We start from the raw sequence: 17772 nt of genomic DNA on the forward strand, positions 1-17772 counted from the left end.
TTCACATTCAATTAGTAATGCAAGATATCACGTAGTGATTCTTTTTAACGGTTAAGTTAGAAAGGGCGCACGGTGGATGCCTTGGCACTAGGAGCCGATGAAGGACGGGACGAACACCGATATGCTTCGGGGAGCTGTAAGCAAGCTTTGATCCGGAGATTTCCGAATGGGAAACCCACCACTCGTAATGGAGTGGTATCCATATCTGAATACATAGGATATGAGAAGGCAGACCCGGGGAACTGAAACATCTAAGTACCCGGAGGAAGAGAAAGCAAATGCGATTCCCTGAGTAGCGGCGAGCGAAACGGGACCAGCCCAAACCAAGAGGCTTGCCTCTTGGGGTTGTAGGACACTCTGTACGGAGTTACAAAGGAACGAGGTAGATGAAGAGGTCTGGAAAGGCCCGCCATAGGAGGTAACAGCCCTGTAGTCAAAACTTCGTTCTCTCCTGAGTGGATCCTGAGTACGGCGGAACACGTGAAATTCCGTCGGAATCCGGGAGGACCATCTCCCAAGGCTAAATACTCCCTAGTGACCGATAGTGAACCAGTACCGTGAGGGAAGGTGAAAAGCACCCCGGAAGGGGTGAAAGAGATCCTGAAACCGTGTGCCTACAAGTAGTCAGAGCCCGTTAACGGGTGATGGCGTGCCTTTGTAGAATGAACCGGCGAGTTACGATCCCGTGCAAGGTTAAGCAGAAGATGCGGAGCCGCGAAAGCGAGTCTGAATAGGGCGAATTGAGTACGTGGTCGTAGACCCGAAACCAGGTGATCTACCCATGTCCAGGGTGAAGTTCAGGTAACACTGAATGGAGGCCGAACCCACGCACGTTGAAAAGTGCGGGGATGAGGTGTGGGTAGGGGTGAAATGCCAATCGAACCTGGAGATAGCTGGTTCTCTCCGAAATAGCTTTAGGGCTAGCCTCAAGGTAAGAGTCTCGGAGGTAGAGCACTGATTGGACTAGGGGCCCCTACCGGGTTACCGAATTCAGTCAAACTCCGAATGCCGATGACTTATCCTTGGGAGTCAGACTGCGAGTGATAAGATCCGTAGTCGAAAGGGAAACAGCCCAGACCGCCAGCTAAGGTCCCAAAGTATACGTTAAGTGGAAAAGGATGTGGAGTTGCTTAGACAACCAGGATGTTGGCTTAGAAGCCCACCATTTAAAGAGTGCGTAATAGCTCACTGGTCGAGTGACTCTGCGCCGAAAATGTACCGGGGCTAAACGTATCACCGAAGCGCGGACTGTTCTTCGAACAGTGGTAGGAGAGCGTTCTAAGGGCTGTGAAGCAAGACCGGAAGGACTTGTGGAGCGCTTAGAAGTGAGAATGCCGGTATGAGTAGCGAAAGAGGGTGAGAATCCCTCCACCGAATGCCTAAGGTTTCCTGAGGAAGGCTCGTCCGCTCAGGGTTAGTCGGGACCTAAGCCGAGGCCGAAAGGCGTAGGCGATGGATAACAGGTTGATATTCCTGTACCACCTCCTCACCATTTGAGCAATGGGGGGACGCAGGAGGATAGGGTAAGCGCGGTATTGGATATCCGCGTCCAAGCAGTTAGGCTGGGAAATAGGCAAATCCGTTTCCCGTGAAGGCTGAGCTGTGATGGCGAGCGAATTATAGTAGCGAAGTTCCTGATTCCACACTGCCAAGAAAAGCCTCTAGCGAGGTGAGAGGTGCCCGTACCGCAAACCGACACAGGTAGGCGAGGAGAGAATCCTAAGGTGATCGAGAGAACTCTCGTTAAGGAACTCGGCAAAATGACCCCGTAACTTCGGGAGAAGGGTGCTCTGTTAGGGTGCAAGCCCGAGAGAGCCGCAGTGAATAGGCCCAGGCGACTGTTTAGCAAAAACACAGGTCTCTGCGAAGCCGCAAGGCGAAGTATAGGGGCTGACGCCTGCCCGGTGCTGGAAGGTTAAGAGGAGCGCTTAGCGTAAGCGAAGGTGCGAATTGAAGCCCCAGTAAACGGCGGCCGTAACTATAACGGTCCTAAGGTAGCGAAATTCCTTGTCGGGTAAGTTCCGACCCGCACGAAAGGCGCAACGATCTGGGCACTGTCTCAACGAGAGACTCGGTGAAATTATAGTACCTGTGAAGATGCAGGTTACCCGCGACAGGACGGAAAGACCCCGTGGAGCTTTACTGCAGCCTGATATTGAATGTTGGTACAGCTTGTACAGGATAGGTAGGAGCCTTGGAAACCGGAGCGCCAGCTTCGGTGGAGGCATCGGTGGGATACTACCCTGGCTGTATTGACCTTCTAACCCGCCGCCCTTATCGGGCGGGGAGACAGTGTCAGGTGGGCAGTTTGACTGGGGCGGTCGCCTCCTAAAAGGTAACGGAGGCGCCCAAAGGTTCCCTCAGAATGGTTGGAAATCATTCGCAGAGTGTAAAGGCACAAGGGAGCTTGACTGCGAGACCTACAAGTCGAGCAGGGACGAAAGTCGGGCTTAGTGATCCGGTGGTTCCGCATGGAAGGGCCATCGCTCAACGGATAAAAGCTACCCCGGGGATAACAGGCTTATCTCCCCCAAGAGTCCACATCGACGGGGAGGTTTGGCACCTCGATGTCGGCTCATCGCATCCTGGGGCTGTAGTCGGTCCCAAGGGTTGGGCTGTTCGCCCATTAAAGCGGTACGCGAGCTGGGTTCAGAACGTCGTGAGACAGTTCGGTCCCTATCCGTCGCGGGCGCAGGAAATTTGAGAGGAGCTGTCCTTAGTACGAGAGGACCGGGATGGACGCACCGCTGGTGTACCAGTTGTTCTGCCAAGGGCATCGCTGGGTAGCTATGTGCGGACGGGATAAGTGCTGAAAGCATCTAAGCATGAAGCCCCCCTCAAGATGAGATTTCCCATTCCGCAAGGAAGTAAGATCCCTGAAAGATGATCAGGTTGATAGGTCTGAGGTGGAAGTGTGGCGACACATGGAGCTGACAGATACTAATCGATCGAGGACTTAACCAATTTGAATGTATGCTTACTGTTATCTAGTTTTGAGAGAACACTCTCAATGGTTTGGTGGCGATAGCGAAGAGGTCACACCCGTTCCCATGCCGAACACGGAAGTTAAGCTCTTCAGCGCCGATGGTAGTCGGGGGTTTCCCCCTGTGAGAGTAGGACGCCGCCAAGCTATCATTTCGGTAAAGGCAGCTCATCATGAGCTGCCTTTTTTGTTTTTGAATAAAAACAAAACAAACACCGAAATACGGGAACGCCCATATACTAATTGCAAACTTCAAAAAGATCCAAATTGTGTATACAATCAACAGCTTAAGGGAAGGCTATTCATACGGAGGTGGGCAAAATGAATGAAACGTCCGGCCATGAAGAAACATGTATTGTGTGTGAAACCAAGAAAAGCAGGGGAATCCATATTTATACGAAATTTATATGTTTAGAGTGTGAGAAGAAAGTAGTTTCCACTCCGACCTCTGATCCGAATTATGAATTTTTCGTTCGTAAACTGAAAAGCCTTCATACACCGACGTTATATTCTTAACCCTGAAAAGGGTCTTTTTTTTGCCTGAAATCAGAGGAGTTTTTTCACTTTTTATAAAAGAACTGATACGATAAGAAGAGGAACTTGTTTAGACATGGAATGTAATAGATAATACTGATAAAAGTGAATAAATAGGAGTCGATCAAGTATGAAACCGTTTATTCAATATATGAAATGGACGTTTTGCGGCAGCGCAGTTTTTGTATTAGCGGGGATAACCTTCTTTACGATAGGGCATCAGCCTTTTCTGTATTCGCTTTTATACGGGGCAGCCGGCGGAGCCGCAGTCAGTGCGTCCGGCTTGTGGAATGCGAAGCGTCTCTTTTTAAAAAAACACCGGCTGACAAGAAAAGAATATGCTTATATCAAGGAAAATCTTGAGGAAGCAAAGGGTAAAATCATCCGATTACGCAGGGCGCTTTTCCGCTCTAAAAGTATACAAATGCTGAAGCAGAATGCAGAGATACTGCGGATAACCCGACGAATATATCTGCTCACAAAGCAGGAGCCGAAGCGTTTTTATCAGGCAGAGCGTTTCTATTATCAAACGCTTGATTCTGTTGTGGAACTGACGGAAAAGTATGCTTTGCTCTCATCACAGCCGCGAAAAAATAAAGATTTATCAATGTCCTTGAGTGAGACGAGGATGACTCTGGCGGAGCTTTCCAGAAGGCTGGAAGAGGATCTTCATGAACTGATGAAGGAGGACATCGACAACCTGCACTTTGAATTAGATATGGCAAAGCATTCACTGAGAAAATAAGAAAGGAAGAAGGAAATGGCCAAAGACCGTTCCGACGACAGTATGGGCGCCCAAAATGACCAGACTCATCTAAAGCTTGCAGATACGCTGCCGGAAGAAAAAAGAGAAGCGGCACTTCAGCTCGCTGAAAAACTGGACCCTGGGAACATGCAAAGCATTGTTCTGTTTGGTTCACAGGCGCAAGCGAATCTTCTGGAATTTTCCCACACGATGATAGAGCACGTGCAAAGAAAAGATGCAGGAGAGATGGGACAGATATTGGCTGATCTGATGCTGAAGCTTGACCAGGTAAACCCCGATGATCTGCAGGTAAAGAACAAAGGATTTTTCGCCCGGCTGTTTAAAAGGGTATCCGGATCTGTGCAGGAAGTGCTTTCGAAATATCAAAAGACAAGTGTGCAGATTGACCGTATCAGCAGAAGGCTGGAACATTCTAAAAATGTGCTGTTGAGTGACAATAAATGGTTAGATCAGCTGTACGCCCAAAATAAACAATACTTTTCTGATTTAACTATGTATATAGCAGCGGGTGAATTAAAATTAGATGAGCTGAAAACAAAGCTTATTCCCGAAGCGGCAAGAAAAGCCGAATTACGAGAACACAATCAAATGGACGCGCAGGAAGTGAATGATCTTCGCCAGTTTGCCGACCGTCTGGATAAGAGGGTGCATGATCTGCTGCTGAGCAGGCAGATTACGCTTCAGAGTGCGCCGCAAATCCGTCTGATTCAAAACACGAATCAGGCACTGGCAGAGAAAATTCAGTCCTCCATTGTTACGGCTATTCCTTTATGGAAGAATCAAGTCGCCATCGCGCTGACGCTTATGAGGCAGCGGAGTGCGGCAGATGTGCAGCAGAAGGCGGCGGATACGACAAATCAATTGCTGCTGAAAAACGCCGAACTTCTGAAAACAAGCACAGTCGAGACCGCCAAAGCCAATGAGCGCGGACTTGTTGAGGCAGACACCCTCAAAAAAGTGCAGGAAAGCTTAGTCAGCACACTTGAAGAAATCATGTCTATTCAAGAAGAAGGCAGGATGAAACGCAGGCGTGCCGAGGAGGAGCTTGTTATCATGGAAGGCGATTTAAAAAAGAAGCTGCTTGATATGAGGTCCGGCCGGGATAACGGCTAGATGGCAAAAAGTCTTAGCTTTAAGTTGGCTCGCCGGCACGATATAATAAGAAAGACAGGCAAAGGATTTGTTTAAAAATGGACACACCTTTATATACAGCGCTGATGAAGCATGCGCACCGAAATACGTATTCTTTTCATGTTCCGGGACATCACAATGGAGATGTCTTTTTTGATGAAGCCAAATCTGTATATCAATCTCTTTTATCTATAGATATGACTGAGATCACGGGTCTTGATGACTTGCATCACCCGACGGGGGTCATTAAGGAAGCGCAGGATTTGGTGAGCAGATTGTACGGCTCTCAGGAAAGCTTCTTTCTCGTCAATGGAACGACCGCCGGCAATCTGGCGATGATTTTAGCTGTTTGTGAACCGGGTGAACCCATTCTGATCCAGCGTAATTGTCACAAGTCTGTTTTCCATGCGGTGGCATTGGCCGGAGCCAAGCCGGTTTATTTGGCGCCGGAAATCGATGAAAACATGCATGTGCCGGCACATGTATCCCTTTCAGTCATCGAAAAAGCGCTGGCGTCATATCCGAACGCGAAAGGACTTGTTTTGACCAATCCGACTTACTACGGACACGCCGCCGATTTGACTGCGGCAGTTAAAAAAGCCCATTCATACGGTGTTCCTGTACTGGTGGATGAGGCTCATGGGGCTCACTTTGTGTTAGGCCAGCCTTTCCCGCCTTCATCATTGGCTATGGGGGCGGACGCCGTTGTTCAATCGGCTCACAAAACGCTTCCAGCTATGACGATGGGATCTTACTTTCATTTAAACAGCACCCGAATTGACAGAGATCGATTAACTTATTATGTAAGCAGTTTGCAAAGCAGCAGCCCGTCATACCCGATTATGGCATCTTTAGATACGGCGCGTGCTTATGTGCAGGACATTGCTGAAAAAGGGACACTTCCCGTCCATATGGAGCACATTGAGAAAATCAAACGAAGGTTCGCATCAATTTCTTCTATTGAAATAATTGAGCCTTCCGGATATGGGCTGCGGGCGGACCCGTTAAAATTAATACTTCGGTCAAAGCTCGGACATTCCGGCTATTCATTACAACGCATTTTGGAGAGTGAAGGCATTGTTGCCGAGCTGGCTGACGAGTACCAAGTATTGCTCGTACTGCCGATAGGCGGCCGGCGGATGATAGAACAGGCAGCCGTAAGAAACATACAGCAGAAACTGGAGAATACACCGCCCGATAAATTGCCGGATGCCGTGAATTGGACATTTCCGTCCATTTCGACACTTGAATATCCGCAAAATGAGATGCGGAAGTTTACAAAAGAGCCTGCAGATATAAATAAGGCGGCCGGGCGCTTGCATGCGGGGAACATTATTCCTTATCCGCCCGGAATTCCGCTGATCATGGACGGCGAACGGATAACAGAAGAGATCGTACAGAAGCTTTCCCGTTTAATCGGCATGGACGCGCATATTCAAGGCTTGTTAAACGGGGAACAATTACTTGTCTATATAGAAGAGGAGAAATCATGAGCGGTTTATTTATAACATTTGAAGGTCCTGAAGGTGCAGGGAAAACGACTGTGCTTCAGGAACTGAAAGAGATTCTGTCGGCAGAGGGGCTCCCGGTGACAGCGACAAGAGAACCGGGCGGCATCGACATTGCGGAACAGATCAGAGAAGTGATCTTAAATAAAAACAATACACTGATGGATGCAAAAACGGAGGCGCTGCTTTACGCCGCGGCGAGAAGACAGCATTTAACCGAAAAGGTGCAGCCTGCATTGAAAGAAGGGCGCATTGTGCTGTGTGATCGTTTCATCGACAGTTCGCTGGCTTATCAAGGCTATGCGAGAGGGCTCGGCATTGATGAAGTTCTTTCTATCAACCAGTTTGCAATCGGCGATACGATGCCTGATGTCACCATCTATTTTTCTATTGAGCCTGAAGAAGGGTTGAAACGGATTACGTCGAATGATTCAAGAGAAAAGAATCGTCTCGATCTTGAGGCCCTGCACTTTCACACGAAAGTACGGGAAGGATACCAAAAGGTTATGCAGCGTTTTCCGGAAAGATTCCATACAATCGACGCATCGAAAAAGAAGGAACTCGTCATTCAGGACGTACTTCAAGTGATAAATGAAGCATTGAAAAAAATTCAGTTGTGACCTGTTTCTCATAAGTTGCTATAATGAATGTAACGACAATGTTCTTTCCAACCTAAAGGGGGCCTAGAGAATGAAATTAATAGTGGCAGTGGTGCAGGATCAGGACAGCAACAGGCTTTTGAAAGTATTAACCGACCACAACTTCAGGGTGACGAAGCTTGCGACAACAGGCGGATTCCTTAAATCAGGCAATACGACGTTTATGATCGGGGTGGAAGATATCCGTGTCGATAAAGCGCTCAGCCTCATTAAAGAGAATGGCTGTAAACGTGATCAGATGATTGCCCCGGTATCCCCGATGGGCGGGAATGCGGATTCCTACGTTCCATATCCCGTCGAAGTGGAAGTCGGCGGAGCGACGGTCTTTGTCCTCCCGGTCGATGAATTTCATCAATTTTAAGGATTTGACGACGTGAAAATAAATTCTGACTTACGTACATTTATTGAGAAAAAGCAGCAGCCTGCTTATAAAGCGGCAGAGCTTTCCGGAACGTTTAAAAGTTCAATGGACAGCCAAAGCAGCAAGCTGAAATTTGATCAGCTGAGCAGGTTCTTAACGGATATAGAAACGTTCGGGAAAAGGCTGACGAAGTCGAGAAACTTCAAAGACTTAGCGAAATTCAAAGGATTGGTAAAACGTTTTGTAAAAGAGGCCGTAGACAGCGGATTATCGCATGAGACGGAGAAAAGCTTTGACCTGTACGGCAGCAGCCGGACCCTGGGGCTTGTGAAAGAAATAGATGAAAAACTGCTTCAGCTGACGGAAGAAATGTTAGATCAGGAAAAACCGGCAATTGATTTGCTGGATCGAATCGGAGAAATAAAAGGTTTATTGATTAACCTTTACACATAGAGAGTGATACAATGGCAATATCATGGAAGGAAATGACCGGGCAGCAGCCCAGAGTGATGAGGCTTTTGCATAACAGCATTGAAAAGAAAAGGCTTTCTCACGCATATCTGTTTGAAGGCAAAAAAGGTACGGGCAAATTGGATGCCGCACTGCTTCTCGCAAAAAGCTTTTTTTGCCTTGAAGACGGGACTGAGCCTTGCGGAGAGTGCCGGAACTGTAAGCGTATCGAATCCGGAAACCATCCCGACCTGCATGTGGTTCAGCCCGACGGATTATCCATTAAAAAGGCTCAGATCCAATCGCTTCAGGAAGAGTTTTCCAAAACGGGGCTGGAATCGCATAAAAAGCTGTACATTATATCCCATGCGGATCAAATGACGACAAATGCGGCAAACAGTCTGCTGAAGTTTTTAGAGGAGCCGAGTCAAGACACCATCGCAATTCTGCTTACTGAGCAGCTCCACCGAATACTGGATACCATCGTTTCGAGATGTCAGGTTCTTCCGTTCCAGCCGCTTCAGCCGAAAGCCATAGAAGAAAGACTGATTGAACAGGAAGTGAGCCCTCACATGGCCCGGCTCTTAGCAAATATGACAAATAATATTGCAGAAGCAGTCGAATTAAGTCGAAATGATGAGTTTGCAGAGTCCAGAGCGAAAGTGATAAAATTGTATGAAGTCTTACATCAGCGGAAAGGACATGCCTTTTTCTTCATTCAGGATCAGTGGGTGCCCTTTTTCAAAGAAAAAACCCATCAAGAAATGGGTCTTGATATGCTCTTATTGATATACCGTGATGTATTATCCATCCAAATTGGAAATGAAGATAAACTGATTTATCAAGACTTATTCCAATCAATAAAACAGCATGCGCTGCAATTTACACAACAAAGCGTTACGAACCAAATTCTCGCTGTTTTAGAAGCAAAAAAACGGCTTCATTCCAATGTGAATGTGCAGGGATTAATGGAGCACTTGGTGTTAACGTTGCAGGAGGGATAAGCTTGTACAACGTAATAGGCGTCCGCTTTAAAAAAGCGGGGAAAATTTATTATTTTGATCCGAACGGATTTGATATAGAACAAGACAGCTGCGTCATTGTTGAAACCGTAAGAGGTGTCGAATACGGGCAGGTTGTCATCGCAAATAAACAAGTGGACGAGCATGATGTTGTGCTTCCGCTTCGAAAGGTCATTCGCGTTGCTGATGAACGCGATCTTCTCATTGTAGAAGAAAACAAACAGGAGGCCCTGTCCGCTTTTGAAGTCTGTCAGAAAAAAGTGGCTGACCACGGCTTAGATATGAAGCTGGTTGATGTTGAATTTACGTTTGACCGCAATAAAGTCATTTTTTACTTTACGGCAGACGGACGGGTTGATTTCAGGGAATTGGTCAAAGACTTGGCTTCTATCTTTAAAACGAGAATCGAATTGCGCCAAATCGGGGTAAGGGACGAGGCGAAAATGCTCGGCGGTATCGGACCATGCGGGAGAATGCTTTGCTGCTCCACGTTCCTCGGTGATTTTGAACCGGTGTCCATCAAAATGGCGAAGGATCAAAATTTATCGTTGAACCCAACGAAGATTTCCGGTCTGTGCGGCCGTTTGATGTGCTGTTTGAAGTACGAAAATGATGAGTATGAGACGGCAAAAGAACAGCTGCCGGATTTAGGCGAAATGATTACGACGGCAAACGGCCCCGCAAAGGTTGTCGGTCTTAATATTCTGGAACGGGTGCTTCAGGTGGAACTGAAGAATCGTGAAAAAGTGATAGAATATACTTGGGAAGAGCTCTTGGAAGAGGGCGTCGTATCCGCACAAACCACAGATTAACGAGGTGTGGAACCTTGGATAAAAAAGAGTTATTTGATACTGTCATAAACCTGGAGGAACAAATCGGTTCGCTGTACCGTCAGCTGGGTGACTTAAAGCAGCATATCGGCGAAATGATTGAAGAGAATCACCATCTTCAGCTTGAAAATAAGCATTTGCGTAAGCGGCTTGATGACACGACGGAGCAAATTGAGAAATTCAAAGCCGATCAGAAAGAAACAAAAACACAGAAGGCAGAGCAGAGTGATATAGGAGAAGGGTACGACAATCTGGCCCGGCTGTATCAAGAAGGCTTTCATATTTGCAACGTCCATTATGGGAGCGTCCGCAAGGGAGATTGCCTTTTTTGTCTGTCCTTCTTAAATAAAAAATAAGGAAAAGGCTTCCGCTGATGTCGGAAGCCTTTTTCAAAGAGTGCCGAAAGGAATAAGATTATGGTTTCATTACGTGATGATGAAAGATTGGATTACTTATTAGCAGAGGATATGAAAATAGTACAGAGTCCGACGGTTTTCGCTTTTTCATTAGATGCCGTGCTGCTGTCTAAGTTTGCATACGTTCCGATTCAAAAGGGGAACATCGTTGATTTATGCACGGGGAACGGCATTGTGCCGCTTTTGCTCAGCACAAGGTCAAAAGCCGATATCACCGGGGTTGAAATTCAGGAACGCTTGTATGATATGGCGCTCCGAAGCGTGGAATACAACGGGCTGGGCGGTCAGATCAGTCTCATTCATGATGATCTGAAAAATATGCCGGAAAGACTCGGACATAATAAATATGATGTTGTCACCTGCAATCCGCCTTATTTTAAAACACCGAAAGAGGCGGAGCAGAACCTGAACGAGCATCTCAGAATCGCAAGGCACGAAATCCTTTGCACGCTTGAAGATGTGATTTCCGTCAGCAGCAAACTGCTGAAGCAAGGCGGAAAAGCGGCTCTCGTTCATCGGCCGGGGAGGCTTCTGGAAATCTTTGAATTAATGAAAGCATACCGAATAGAACCGAAACGGGTTCAGTTTATTTATCCGAAACAAGGTAAAGAAGCGAATACCATTTTGGTTGAAGGAATTAAAGGCGGCCGCCCTGATCTCAAAATTCTTCCCCCGCTCTTTGTATACAATGAACAAAATGAATATACGAAAGAGATCCGCACGATTTTATATGGAGACAAATAGCCATTTCTTTTATGTGCTGCTGTGCAATGACAACAGTCTGTATGCCGGTTATACAAATGATCTGCAAAAACGGCTGAAAACCCACAATGAGGGAAAGGGCGCGAAATATACAAGGGCGAGAAGGCCGGTTTCGTTATGCCATGCGGAATCATTTGAAACAAAACGGGAAGCGATGCAGGCGGAATACCGTTTTAAACAGCTGACCCGAAAGAAAAAAGAGCAATATATAGAAGAAAAACGACGCAGCAAGGAGGCTGTATATGTTAAGACGCCAGATGAGTTTTAACGGAAAATCTGAAATGGGAACTCTGTACCTTGTTCCTACACCGATCGGCAATTTGGAGGACATGACCTTTCGTGCAGTAGAGACGCTGAAATCGGCCGATGTCATAGCTGCCGAAGATACGAGACAGACGAAAAAGCTGTGCCATGTTTATGACATAGAAACATCTCTCATCAGCTATCATGAACATAATAAAGAAAGCAGCGGCCATAAAATCATTGAATGGCTGAAAAGCGGAAAGAATGTGGCATTGGTCAGTGATGCCGGTATGCCGACAATTTCCGACCCGGGGGCTGAGATTGTGAGAGATTTCACCCAAATCGGCGGATATGTCGTTCCGCTTCCGGGTGCAAATGCGGCATTAACCGCGCTGACCGCATCAGGGATCACCCCGCAGCCGTTTTTCTTCTACGGATTCTTAAACAGACAGAAAAAAGAAAAGAAGAAAGAACTCGAACTCCTGAAAAAACGGCAGGAAACGATGATATTTTACGAAGCGCCGCACAGATTAAAAGAAACATTAACAGCAATGCATGACGTTTTGGGTAATCGAACCATCGCCGTCACGAGGGAATTAACGAAAAAGTACGAGGAATTCATCAGAGGAACCATCGCCGAGGTGCTTGAATGGGCAAATGAAGATCAAATCCGCGGTGAGTTCTGTCTCGTTGTCGAAGGCAATCAAGGCGATGAACCGGATGAAGAGGAAAAGCCTTGGTGGACGGAGCTTTCTGAGAAAGAACATGTGGAGCATTACATAAATGAAGGATCCTCTTCCAAACAGGCCATAAAACAAACAGCGGTAGATCGGGACGTACCGAAACGCGAGATTTATGACGCTTATCACATTCAATCATAAAAAAAACCGTTCTTGTGTCGTAACAAGAACGGTTTTTGTATGAAATAGCTTATTTTTGGTTTTGAAGCTGGTTTTGAATTTCAGAGATGATTTGCTCAGCGCCTTCTTTGCTGAGTACCAATTTACCGCCGGCAAGTTTAAGGTTATCATCAGAAACTTCACCAGTTACTTGGCAAGTCATGTTTGGTTTATATTTTTTAAGGATGATTTTTTCATCATCAACATAAATTTCAAGAGCGTCTTTTTCTGCGATGCCCAGTGTACGGCGAAGTTCGATAGGGATAACGACGCGTCCAAGTTCATCAACTTTACGTACGATACCAGTAGATTTCATTAACAGTCTCCTCCCGAGAGATAATTATTTGTAGTTTATATTTTTCTTCGTCATTATTCGACAAAATTCCTTACATTCCTAGCATAACAAGGTTTCCAATAATCGTCAATCTTTTTGTTTGCTATTGTTTGTAAGAATTAGTTCTTATAGTAAGTAAAGCCTTGGAAATCCTGAAATAACAGGCTTTTTGACTGCTTTTTCGAACCTATTATCCTACTGAAAATCCTTTTAAATCAAGACTTTCGAACCAAGATGTTTTATATTAGTAGATTATATACGACAAATTTCGACATGTTAAGACTTTTTTTAATTTCAATAAAAATTTTTAATTTTATTTACTCTTTTACGCGCAGTACGTATATATCCTTGATCTTAAAGGCTAAGATGGTATCATAGATAGAGGACAAATATCAATATTGTATATCAAATAAAACCGCTCTCGTCCTTTGGGCGTGAGCTTTTCGACATTCTGAATGGGAGGTTGCAACATGCCGCAAGACAATAATACTTTTTATATTACGACCCCGATATATTATCCGAGCGGAAAATTACATATCGGCCATGCTTATACTACCGTGGCCGGCGATGCGATGGCGCGTTACAAAAGATTAAAAGGATTTGACGTACGCTACTTAACCGGAACGGATGAGCACGGACAGAAAATCCAGCAGAAAGCGGAGGAAGAGAATATCACGCCTCAAGCTTATGTGGATCGCGCAGTTGCTGAAATCCAAAAACTATGGAAGCAGCTCGACATTTCTCACGATGATTTCATCCGGACGACGGAAAGCCGGCACAAAGAAATTATCGAGAAAGTGTTTCAAAAACTTCTTGATAATGGTGACATTTACCTGGATGAGTATGAGGGCTGGTACAGCATCCCTGATGAAACATTCTATACGGAAACACAGCTGGTGGATGTGGAACGAAATGAGAAGGGTGAGGTTGTCGGCGGAAAAAGCCCTGACAGCGGCCACCCGGTCGAATTAATCAAAGAGGAGTCATACTTCTTCCGCATGAGCAAATATGCAGATCGCCTGCTGAAGTTTTATGAGGACAATCCTTCTTTCATCCAGCCTGAATCACGCAAAAATGAAATGATTAACAACTTCATTAAACCGGGGCTTGAAGATTTGGCCGTTTCCAGAACGACGTTCGACTGGGGCGTAAAAGTGCCGGGAAATCCGAAGCATGTCGTGTATGTATGGATTGACGCACTGTTCAACTATATTACAGCGCTCGGTTACGATACGGAAAATGATGAGCTTTACAAAAAGTACTGGCCGGCTGACGTTCACCTTGTCGGTAAAGAAATTGTCCGTTTTCATACCATTTACTGGCCGATTATGCTGATGGCGCTTGATCTACCGCTGCCTAAGCAAGTATTCGCGCATGGCTGGTTATTGATGAAAGACGGAAAAATGTCGAAATCAAAAGGAAATGTCGTTGATCCGGTAACGTTAATTGAACGCTACGGCTTGGATGAACTTCGTTATTACCTGCTTCGCGAAGTACCGTTCGGTTCAGACGGTGTCTTTACGCCGGAAGGTTTCGTAGAACGGATTAATTATGACTTGGCGAACGACTTAGGAAACCTTCTGAATCGTACAGTCGCAATGATCCAAAAATATTTTGACGGCGAGATTGGTTCATATGAAGGAAATGTGACCGATTTTGATTCAGAGCTTTCTTCTGTAGCCGGTGAAACGGTTAAAGCTTATGAAAAGGCAATGGAAAACATGGAGTTCTCAGTCGCTTTATCAACGCTATGGCAATTAATCAGCCGTACGAACAAATATATTGATGAAACTGCTCCGTGGGTGCTTGCTAAAGATCAGGAAAAAGAAAAAGAATTACGTTCTGTCATGTATCATTTAGCTGAATCATTGCGTATTTCGGCCGTATTGCTCCAGCCTTTCTTGACGCAGACACCTGAAAAAATGTTTGCCCAGCTCGGAGTTGAGGATCAGTCTCTTAAAGCTTGGGACAGCATTCAGACATTCGGCCAATTGAAGAACGCGAAAGTGAAAAAAGGGGAACCGCTTTTCCCTCGTCTTGAAGCTGAAGAAGAAGTAGCTTATATCAAGCAAAAAATGCAAGGAACTGCTCCTGCTAAAGAAGAAAAGGCGGAAGAGCCGCAAGAAGCAGAGCGTCTTCCTGAAATTACGTTTGATCAATTTATGGATACAGAACTTCGCGTCGCAGAAGTCTTGTCCGCAGAGCCGGTGAAAAAAGCAGATCGGCTGCTGAAATTGCAAATTGATCTGGGCTTTGAACAGCGCCAAGTTGTATCAGGTATCGCGAAGCATTACACACCGGATCAGCTTGTGGGAATGAAGATCATTTGTGTAACGAATTTAAAACCGGTAAAACTGAGAGGCGAGCTTTCTCAAGGAATGATACTGGCAGGAGAATCGGACGGCGTTCTCAAAGTTGTAGCTGTCGACCAGTCATTACCGAAAGGCACTCGAATTAAATAATAGGGGCAAAAGGTGTTTCACGTGTAACATTCCGTCGAACACCTTTTGTTTTTCAACAAGAAAGGAGTTTTTATGATGCTTTTTGATACACATGCGCACTTAAATGCCGAGCAATTTGACACAGACTTAGAGGAAGTCATTGCGCGTGCAAAGGCTGAAAAAGTTGAACGAATCGTCGTTGTCGGGTTCGACAAACCCACTATCACGCGTGCGATGGAGCTGATTGAGGAATATGACTTTATATACGCTGCGATCGGCTGGCATCCGGTAGACGCAATTGACATGACAGAGGAAGATTTATCATGGATTAAGGAACTGTCCTCTCACGAAAAAGTCGTGGCGATCGGAGAGATGGGCCTTGATTACCACTGGGATAAATCACCAAAAGACATTCAAAAAGAAGTATTTCGGAAACAAATCGCTCTCGCCAAAGAAGTGAACCTTCCAATTATCATTCATAATCGTGATGCAACGGAAGATGTTGTCACAATTTTGAAAGAAGAGGGAGCGGAAGAAGTCGGCGGCATTATGCACTGCTTTACAGGGAGCGCGGAGGTTGCGCGGCAGTGTATGGATATGAATTTCTATATTTCATTCGGCGGACCGGTTACCTTCAAAAACGCGAAGAAACCAAAAGAAGTAGCAAAGGAAATTCCGAATGACCGTTTGCTGATTGAAACGGACTGTCCTTTCCTGACACCGCATCCTTTCCGCGGCAAACGAAATGAGCCAAGCTACGTAAAATATGTTGCTGAACAGCTCGCTGAATTAAAAGGGCTGACATATGAAGAAATTGCCTCAATTACAACCGAAAACGCAAAAAGACTTTTCCGCATGAACTGACAGAATGCGCTGTCATAACGTGTAAAAGCTTGTCCGATTCAGTGGATATGTATAACGGTTCTACAAGCTTCCTTCTCCTCATAAGATAGGTTGTCGATATGTCTCTCTTCCTTTTTTTGCTTTGTTTTTGCATAATGAGGGATACGCTGAAGGTTTTTCATCTTCGAGATGGGAGGGTTGACAGCATTTTAGATACTCTATATAATCTCTCCGAGGAGAAGGAGGCGTTTTTCATCACACAAAAAATGAAAAAACTGTTTTCCGTAAAGCTTGGTAAAAGCAAGGTTATTCTTATTGCAGCTATTATTCTGCTGGGCGGAACCGGGACTGCATACGGGGCACATGAGCTCTCAAAACAATCAGTTTCTGTTTCCATCAACGGCAAGAAAAAGCAAATACGCACTCATGCAAAAACGGTTGGGGAACTTCTGGAAGATTTACATATAGAGACGAGAAATGAAGACCGGATTACCCCGTCTAAGCAGACAGCATTGGCAGACAACATGAATGTCGTGTATGATGCTGCAAAGCAGATCCGTGTGACAAGAGGCGGAGAAGAAAAGACTTTATGGTCAACGGCAAAAACAGTCGGCGCATTTCTGAACGAACAGCATACACCTGTGAATCAGCACGATAAAATAGATCCAGCAGCAGATACGAAAGTGACAAACGGCATGAAAGTCACGGTCGACCCGGCTTTTCAGGTCACTGTAAATGATGCGGGAAAGAAAAAGAAAATATGGACGACTTCGACTACGGTCGCTGACTTTTTAACGCAGCATAAGATGGACATGAAAGACGAAGATAAAGTAAAACCGGCATTACACGAAAAGCTCACAAAAAATCAGGCCGGCATACAAATCACTCGTATCGAAAAAGTCACCGATGTAGTTGAGGAAAAAATAGCGTATCAAGTGAAAGAAAAAGAAGATGCGTCTCTCGACAGCGGGAAAGAAAAGATCGTTCAAAAAGGAAAAGAAGGCAAACTTAAAAAGCATTTTCACGTTGTCAAAGAAAACGGAAAAGAAGTATCAAGAAAGCTTGTCAAAGAAGAAACATCTGAAAAAAGCAAAGATCAGATCATTGCGGTCGGCACAAAGCGGCACAGTCCCAAGATTGAGCAGCTCAGTGCACCTGTGAAGGCATCTTCGGGCGAAACCGGATCTTCCGGTAAAGTGATTACCGTGTCTTCCACGGCTTATACCGCAAGCTGCAGCGGCTGTTCCGGCCAAACGGCTACAGGCGTTAACCTGACAAGCAATCCGAATGCCAAAGTCATTGCGGTAGACCCAAGCGTCATCCCGCTCGGCACAAGAGTCCACGTAGACGGATACGGGGATGCCGTGGCCGCTGATACAGGCTCAGCCATTAAAGGAAGACGGATTGATGTCTTTTTCCCTGAAAAATCTTCAGCTTACCGCTGGGGAAAGAAACAGGTCAAAATAAAAATCTTAAATTAATTCCGATTCATTCAGAGGGTTTTGCGCCCTCTGTTTTTTTCGTTATAATAGGTAAAGTGTATTTTCAGTATATTAGACGTGACATGCAAGCAAAGGTTTCGTTTTGGAT

Annotated in this window: 17 protein-coding genes and 2 rRNA genes; 18 read left to right on the plus strand and 1 reads right to left on the minus strand. The window is 45.7% G+C overall.

Features of this window, described 5'->3' with window-relative positions; genetic code table 11:
- Positions 1–49 precede the first annotated feature (49 nt).
- From VP472_RS00175 to rsmI, 15 genes are all read left to right on the plus strand, one after another.
- Positions 50–2964 (plus strand): 23S ribosomal RNA (locus tag VP472_RS00175).
- 50 nt (positions 2965–3014) lie between these two features.
- Positions 3015–3130 (plus strand): 5S ribosomal RNA (gene rrf / locus VP472_RS00180).
- Between the two features lie 174 nt (positions 3131–3304).
- Positions 3305–3499, plus strand: coding sequence for a sigma factor G inhibitor Gin (locus VP472_RS00185; protein ID WP_004264749.1), 195 nt, complete (start codon positions 3305–3307; stop codon positions 3497–3499).
- 148 nt (positions 3500–3647) lie between these two features.
- Entirely contained in the window at positions 3648–4262 is a 615-nt protein-coding gene (locus tag VP472_RS00190) for a 5-bromo-4-chloroindolyl phosphate hydrolysis family protein (RefSeq protein WP_070081255.1), read from the plus strand.
- A 15-nt stretch (positions 4263–4277) separates the two neighbouring features.
- Complete coding sequence (locus VP472_RS00195) at positions 4278–5396, plus strand: toxic anion resistance protein (protein ID WP_070081256.1); 1119 nt, start codon at positions 4278–4280, stop codon at positions 5394–5396.
- A gap of 77 nt (positions 5397–5473) precedes the next feature.
- A complete protein-coding gene (locus tag VP472_RS00200) occupies positions 5474–6907 on the plus strand; it encodes an aminotransferase class I/II-fold pyridoxal phosphate-dependent enzyme (protein WP_095318603.1) in 1434 nt (477 codons plus the stop codon).
- A complete protein-coding gene (gene tmk, locus VP472_RS00205) occupies positions 6904–7542 on the plus strand; it encodes a dTMP kinase (protein ID WP_102422420.1) in 639 nt (212 codons plus the stop codon). The genes VP472_RS00200 and tmk overlap by 4 nt, the downstream gene beginning before the upstream one ends.
- 70 nt (positions 7543–7612) lie before the next feature.
- Entirely contained in the window at positions 7613–7942 is a 330-nt protein-coding gene (gene darA / locus VP472_RS00210; RefSeq protein ID WP_004264734.1) for a cyclic di-AMP receptor DarA, read from the plus strand.
- A gap of 12 nt (positions 7943–7954) precedes the next feature.
- Positions 7955–8395, plus strand: a complete 441-nt coding sequence (locus VP472_RS00215) for a YaaR family protein (RefSeq protein ID WP_004264730.1) — start codon at positions 7955–7957, stop codon at positions 8393–8395.
- An 11-nt stretch (positions 8396–8406) separates the two neighbouring features.
- On the plus strand, positions 8407–9396 hold the full coding sequence (gene holB, locus VP472_RS00220; protein ID WP_128574753.1) for a DNA polymerase III subunit delta': 990 nt from the start codon (positions 8407–8409) through the stop codon (positions 9394–9396).
- 2 nt (positions 9397–9398) lie between these two features.
- Positions 9399–10226, plus strand: coding sequence for a competence/sporulation regulator complex protein RicT (gene ricT, locus VP472_RS00225; RefSeq protein WP_004264723.1), 828 nt, complete (start codon positions 9399–9401; stop codon positions 10224–10226).
- 14 nt (positions 10227–10240) lie between these two features.
- On the plus strand, positions 10241–10600 hold the full coding sequence (gene yabA / locus VP472_RS00230) for a replication initiation-control protein YabA (RefSeq protein WP_004264720.1): 360 nt from the start codon (positions 10241–10243) through the stop codon (positions 10598–10600).
- A 60-nt stretch (positions 10601–10660) separates the two neighbouring features.
- The gene (locus VP472_RS00235; RefSeq protein WP_004264717.1) at positions 10661–11404 is read left to right on the plus strand and encodes a tRNA1(Val) (adenine(37)-N6)-methyltransferase; all 744 of its coding nucleotides are present in this window, start codon (positions 10661–10663) and stop codon (positions 11402–11404) included.
- On the plus strand, positions 11391–11690 hold the full coding sequence (locus tag VP472_RS00240; protein ID WP_007409921.1) for a GIY-YIG nuclease family protein: 300 nt from the start codon (positions 11391–11393) through the stop codon (positions 11688–11690). The genes VP472_RS00235 and VP472_RS00240 overlap by 14 nt, the downstream gene beginning before the upstream one ends.
- A complete protein-coding gene (rsmI, locus tag VP472_RS00245) occupies positions 11665–12546 on the plus strand; it encodes a 16S rRNA (cytidine(1402)-2'-O)-methyltransferase (RefSeq protein WP_070081259.1) in 882 nt (293 codons plus the stop codon). The genes VP472_RS00240 and rsmI overlap by 26 nt, the downstream gene beginning before the upstream one ends.
- A 49-nt stretch (positions 12547–12595) precedes the next feature.
- Here the strand turns inward: rsmI and abrB are convergent, their stop codons facing one another.
- Positions 12596–12886 (minus strand): transition state genes transcriptional regulator AbrB, encoded by a 291-nt coding sequence (abrB, locus tag VP472_RS00250; RefSeq protein ID WP_169510469.1) that lies wholly within the window; start codon positions 12884–12886, stop codon positions 12596–12598.
- A 482-nt stretch (positions 12887–13368) separates the two neighbouring features.
- On the opposite strand from abrB, the gene metG reads away from it, so the two are divergent.
- The 3 genes from metG (at position 13369) to VP472_RS00265 (ending at position 17663) form a co-directional block, all read left to right on the plus strand.
- Positions 13369–15360 (plus strand): methionine--tRNA ligase, encoded by a 1992-nt coding sequence (metG, locus tag VP472_RS00255; protein ID WP_053573816.1) that lies wholly within the window; start codon positions 13369–13371, stop codon positions 15358–15360.
- Positions 15361–15435: 75 nt separating this feature from the next.
- On the plus strand, positions 15436–16203 hold the full coding sequence (locus VP472_RS00260; RefSeq protein WP_032868379.1) for a TatD family hydrolase: 768 nt from the start codon (positions 15436–15438) through the stop codon (positions 16201–16203).
- 134 nt (positions 16204–16337) lie between these two features.
- Entirely contained in the window at positions 16338–17663 is a 1326-nt protein-coding gene (locus VP472_RS00265) for a resuscitation-promoting factor (protein ID WP_088005470.1), read from the plus strand.
- Positions 17664–17772 lie beyond the last annotated feature (109 nt).

The sequence above is a fragment of the Bacillus sp. MT(2024) genome (assembly GCF_036362845.1).
In the GTDB taxonomy this organism is placed as follows: Bacteria; Bacillota; Bacilli; order Bacillales; family Bacillaceae; genus Bacillus; species Bacillus velezensis.

Coding starts and splice junctions, on each gene's coding strand:
- VP472_RS00185 (WP_004264749.1), top strand. CDS start 3,305: ATGAATGAAACGTCCGGCCATGAAGAAACATGTATTGTGTGTGAAACC.
- VP472_RS00190 (WP_070081255.1), top strand. CDS start 3,648: ATGAAACCGTTTATTCAATATATGAAATGGACGTTTTGCGGCAGCGCA.
- VP472_RS00195 (WP_070081256.1), top strand. CDS start 4,278: ATGGCCAAAGACCGTTCCGACGACAGTATGGGCGCCCAAAATGACCAG.
- VP472_RS00200 (WP_095318603.1), top strand. CDS start 5,474: ATGGACACACCTTTATATACAGCGCTGATGAAGCATGCGCACCGAAAT.
- tmk (WP_102422420.1), top strand. CDS start 6,904: ATGAGCGGTTTATTTATAACATTTGAAGGTCCTGAAGGTGCAGGGAAA.
- darA (WP_004264734.1), top strand. CDS start 7,613: ATGAAATTAATAGTGGCAGTGGTGCAGGATCAGGACAGCAACAGGCTT.
- holB (WP_128574753.1), top strand. CDS start 8,407: ATGGCAATATCATGGAAGGAAATGACCGGGCAGCAGCCCAGAGTGATG.
- VP472_RS00235 (WP_004264717.1), top strand. CDS start 10,661: ATGGTTTCATTACGTGATGATGAAAGATTGGATTACTTATTAGCAGAG.
- VP472_RS00240 (WP_007409921.1), top strand. CDS start 11,391: ATGGAGACAAATAGCCATTTCTTTTATGTGCTGCTGTGCAATGACAAC.
- rsmI (WP_070081259.1), top strand. CDS start 11,665: ATGTTAAGACGCCAGATGAGTTTTAACGGAAAATCTGAAATGGGAACT.
- metG (WP_053573816.1), top strand. CDS start 13,369: ATGCCGCAAGACAATAATACTTTTTATATTACGACCCCGATATATTAT.
- VP472_RS00260 (WP_032868379.1), top strand. CDS start 15,436: ATGCTTTTTGATACACATGCGCACTTAAATGCCGAGCAATTTGACACA.
- VP472_RS00265 (WP_088005470.1), top strand. CDS start 16,338: ATGAGGGATACGCTGAAGGTTTTTCATCTTCGAGATGGGAGGGTTGAC.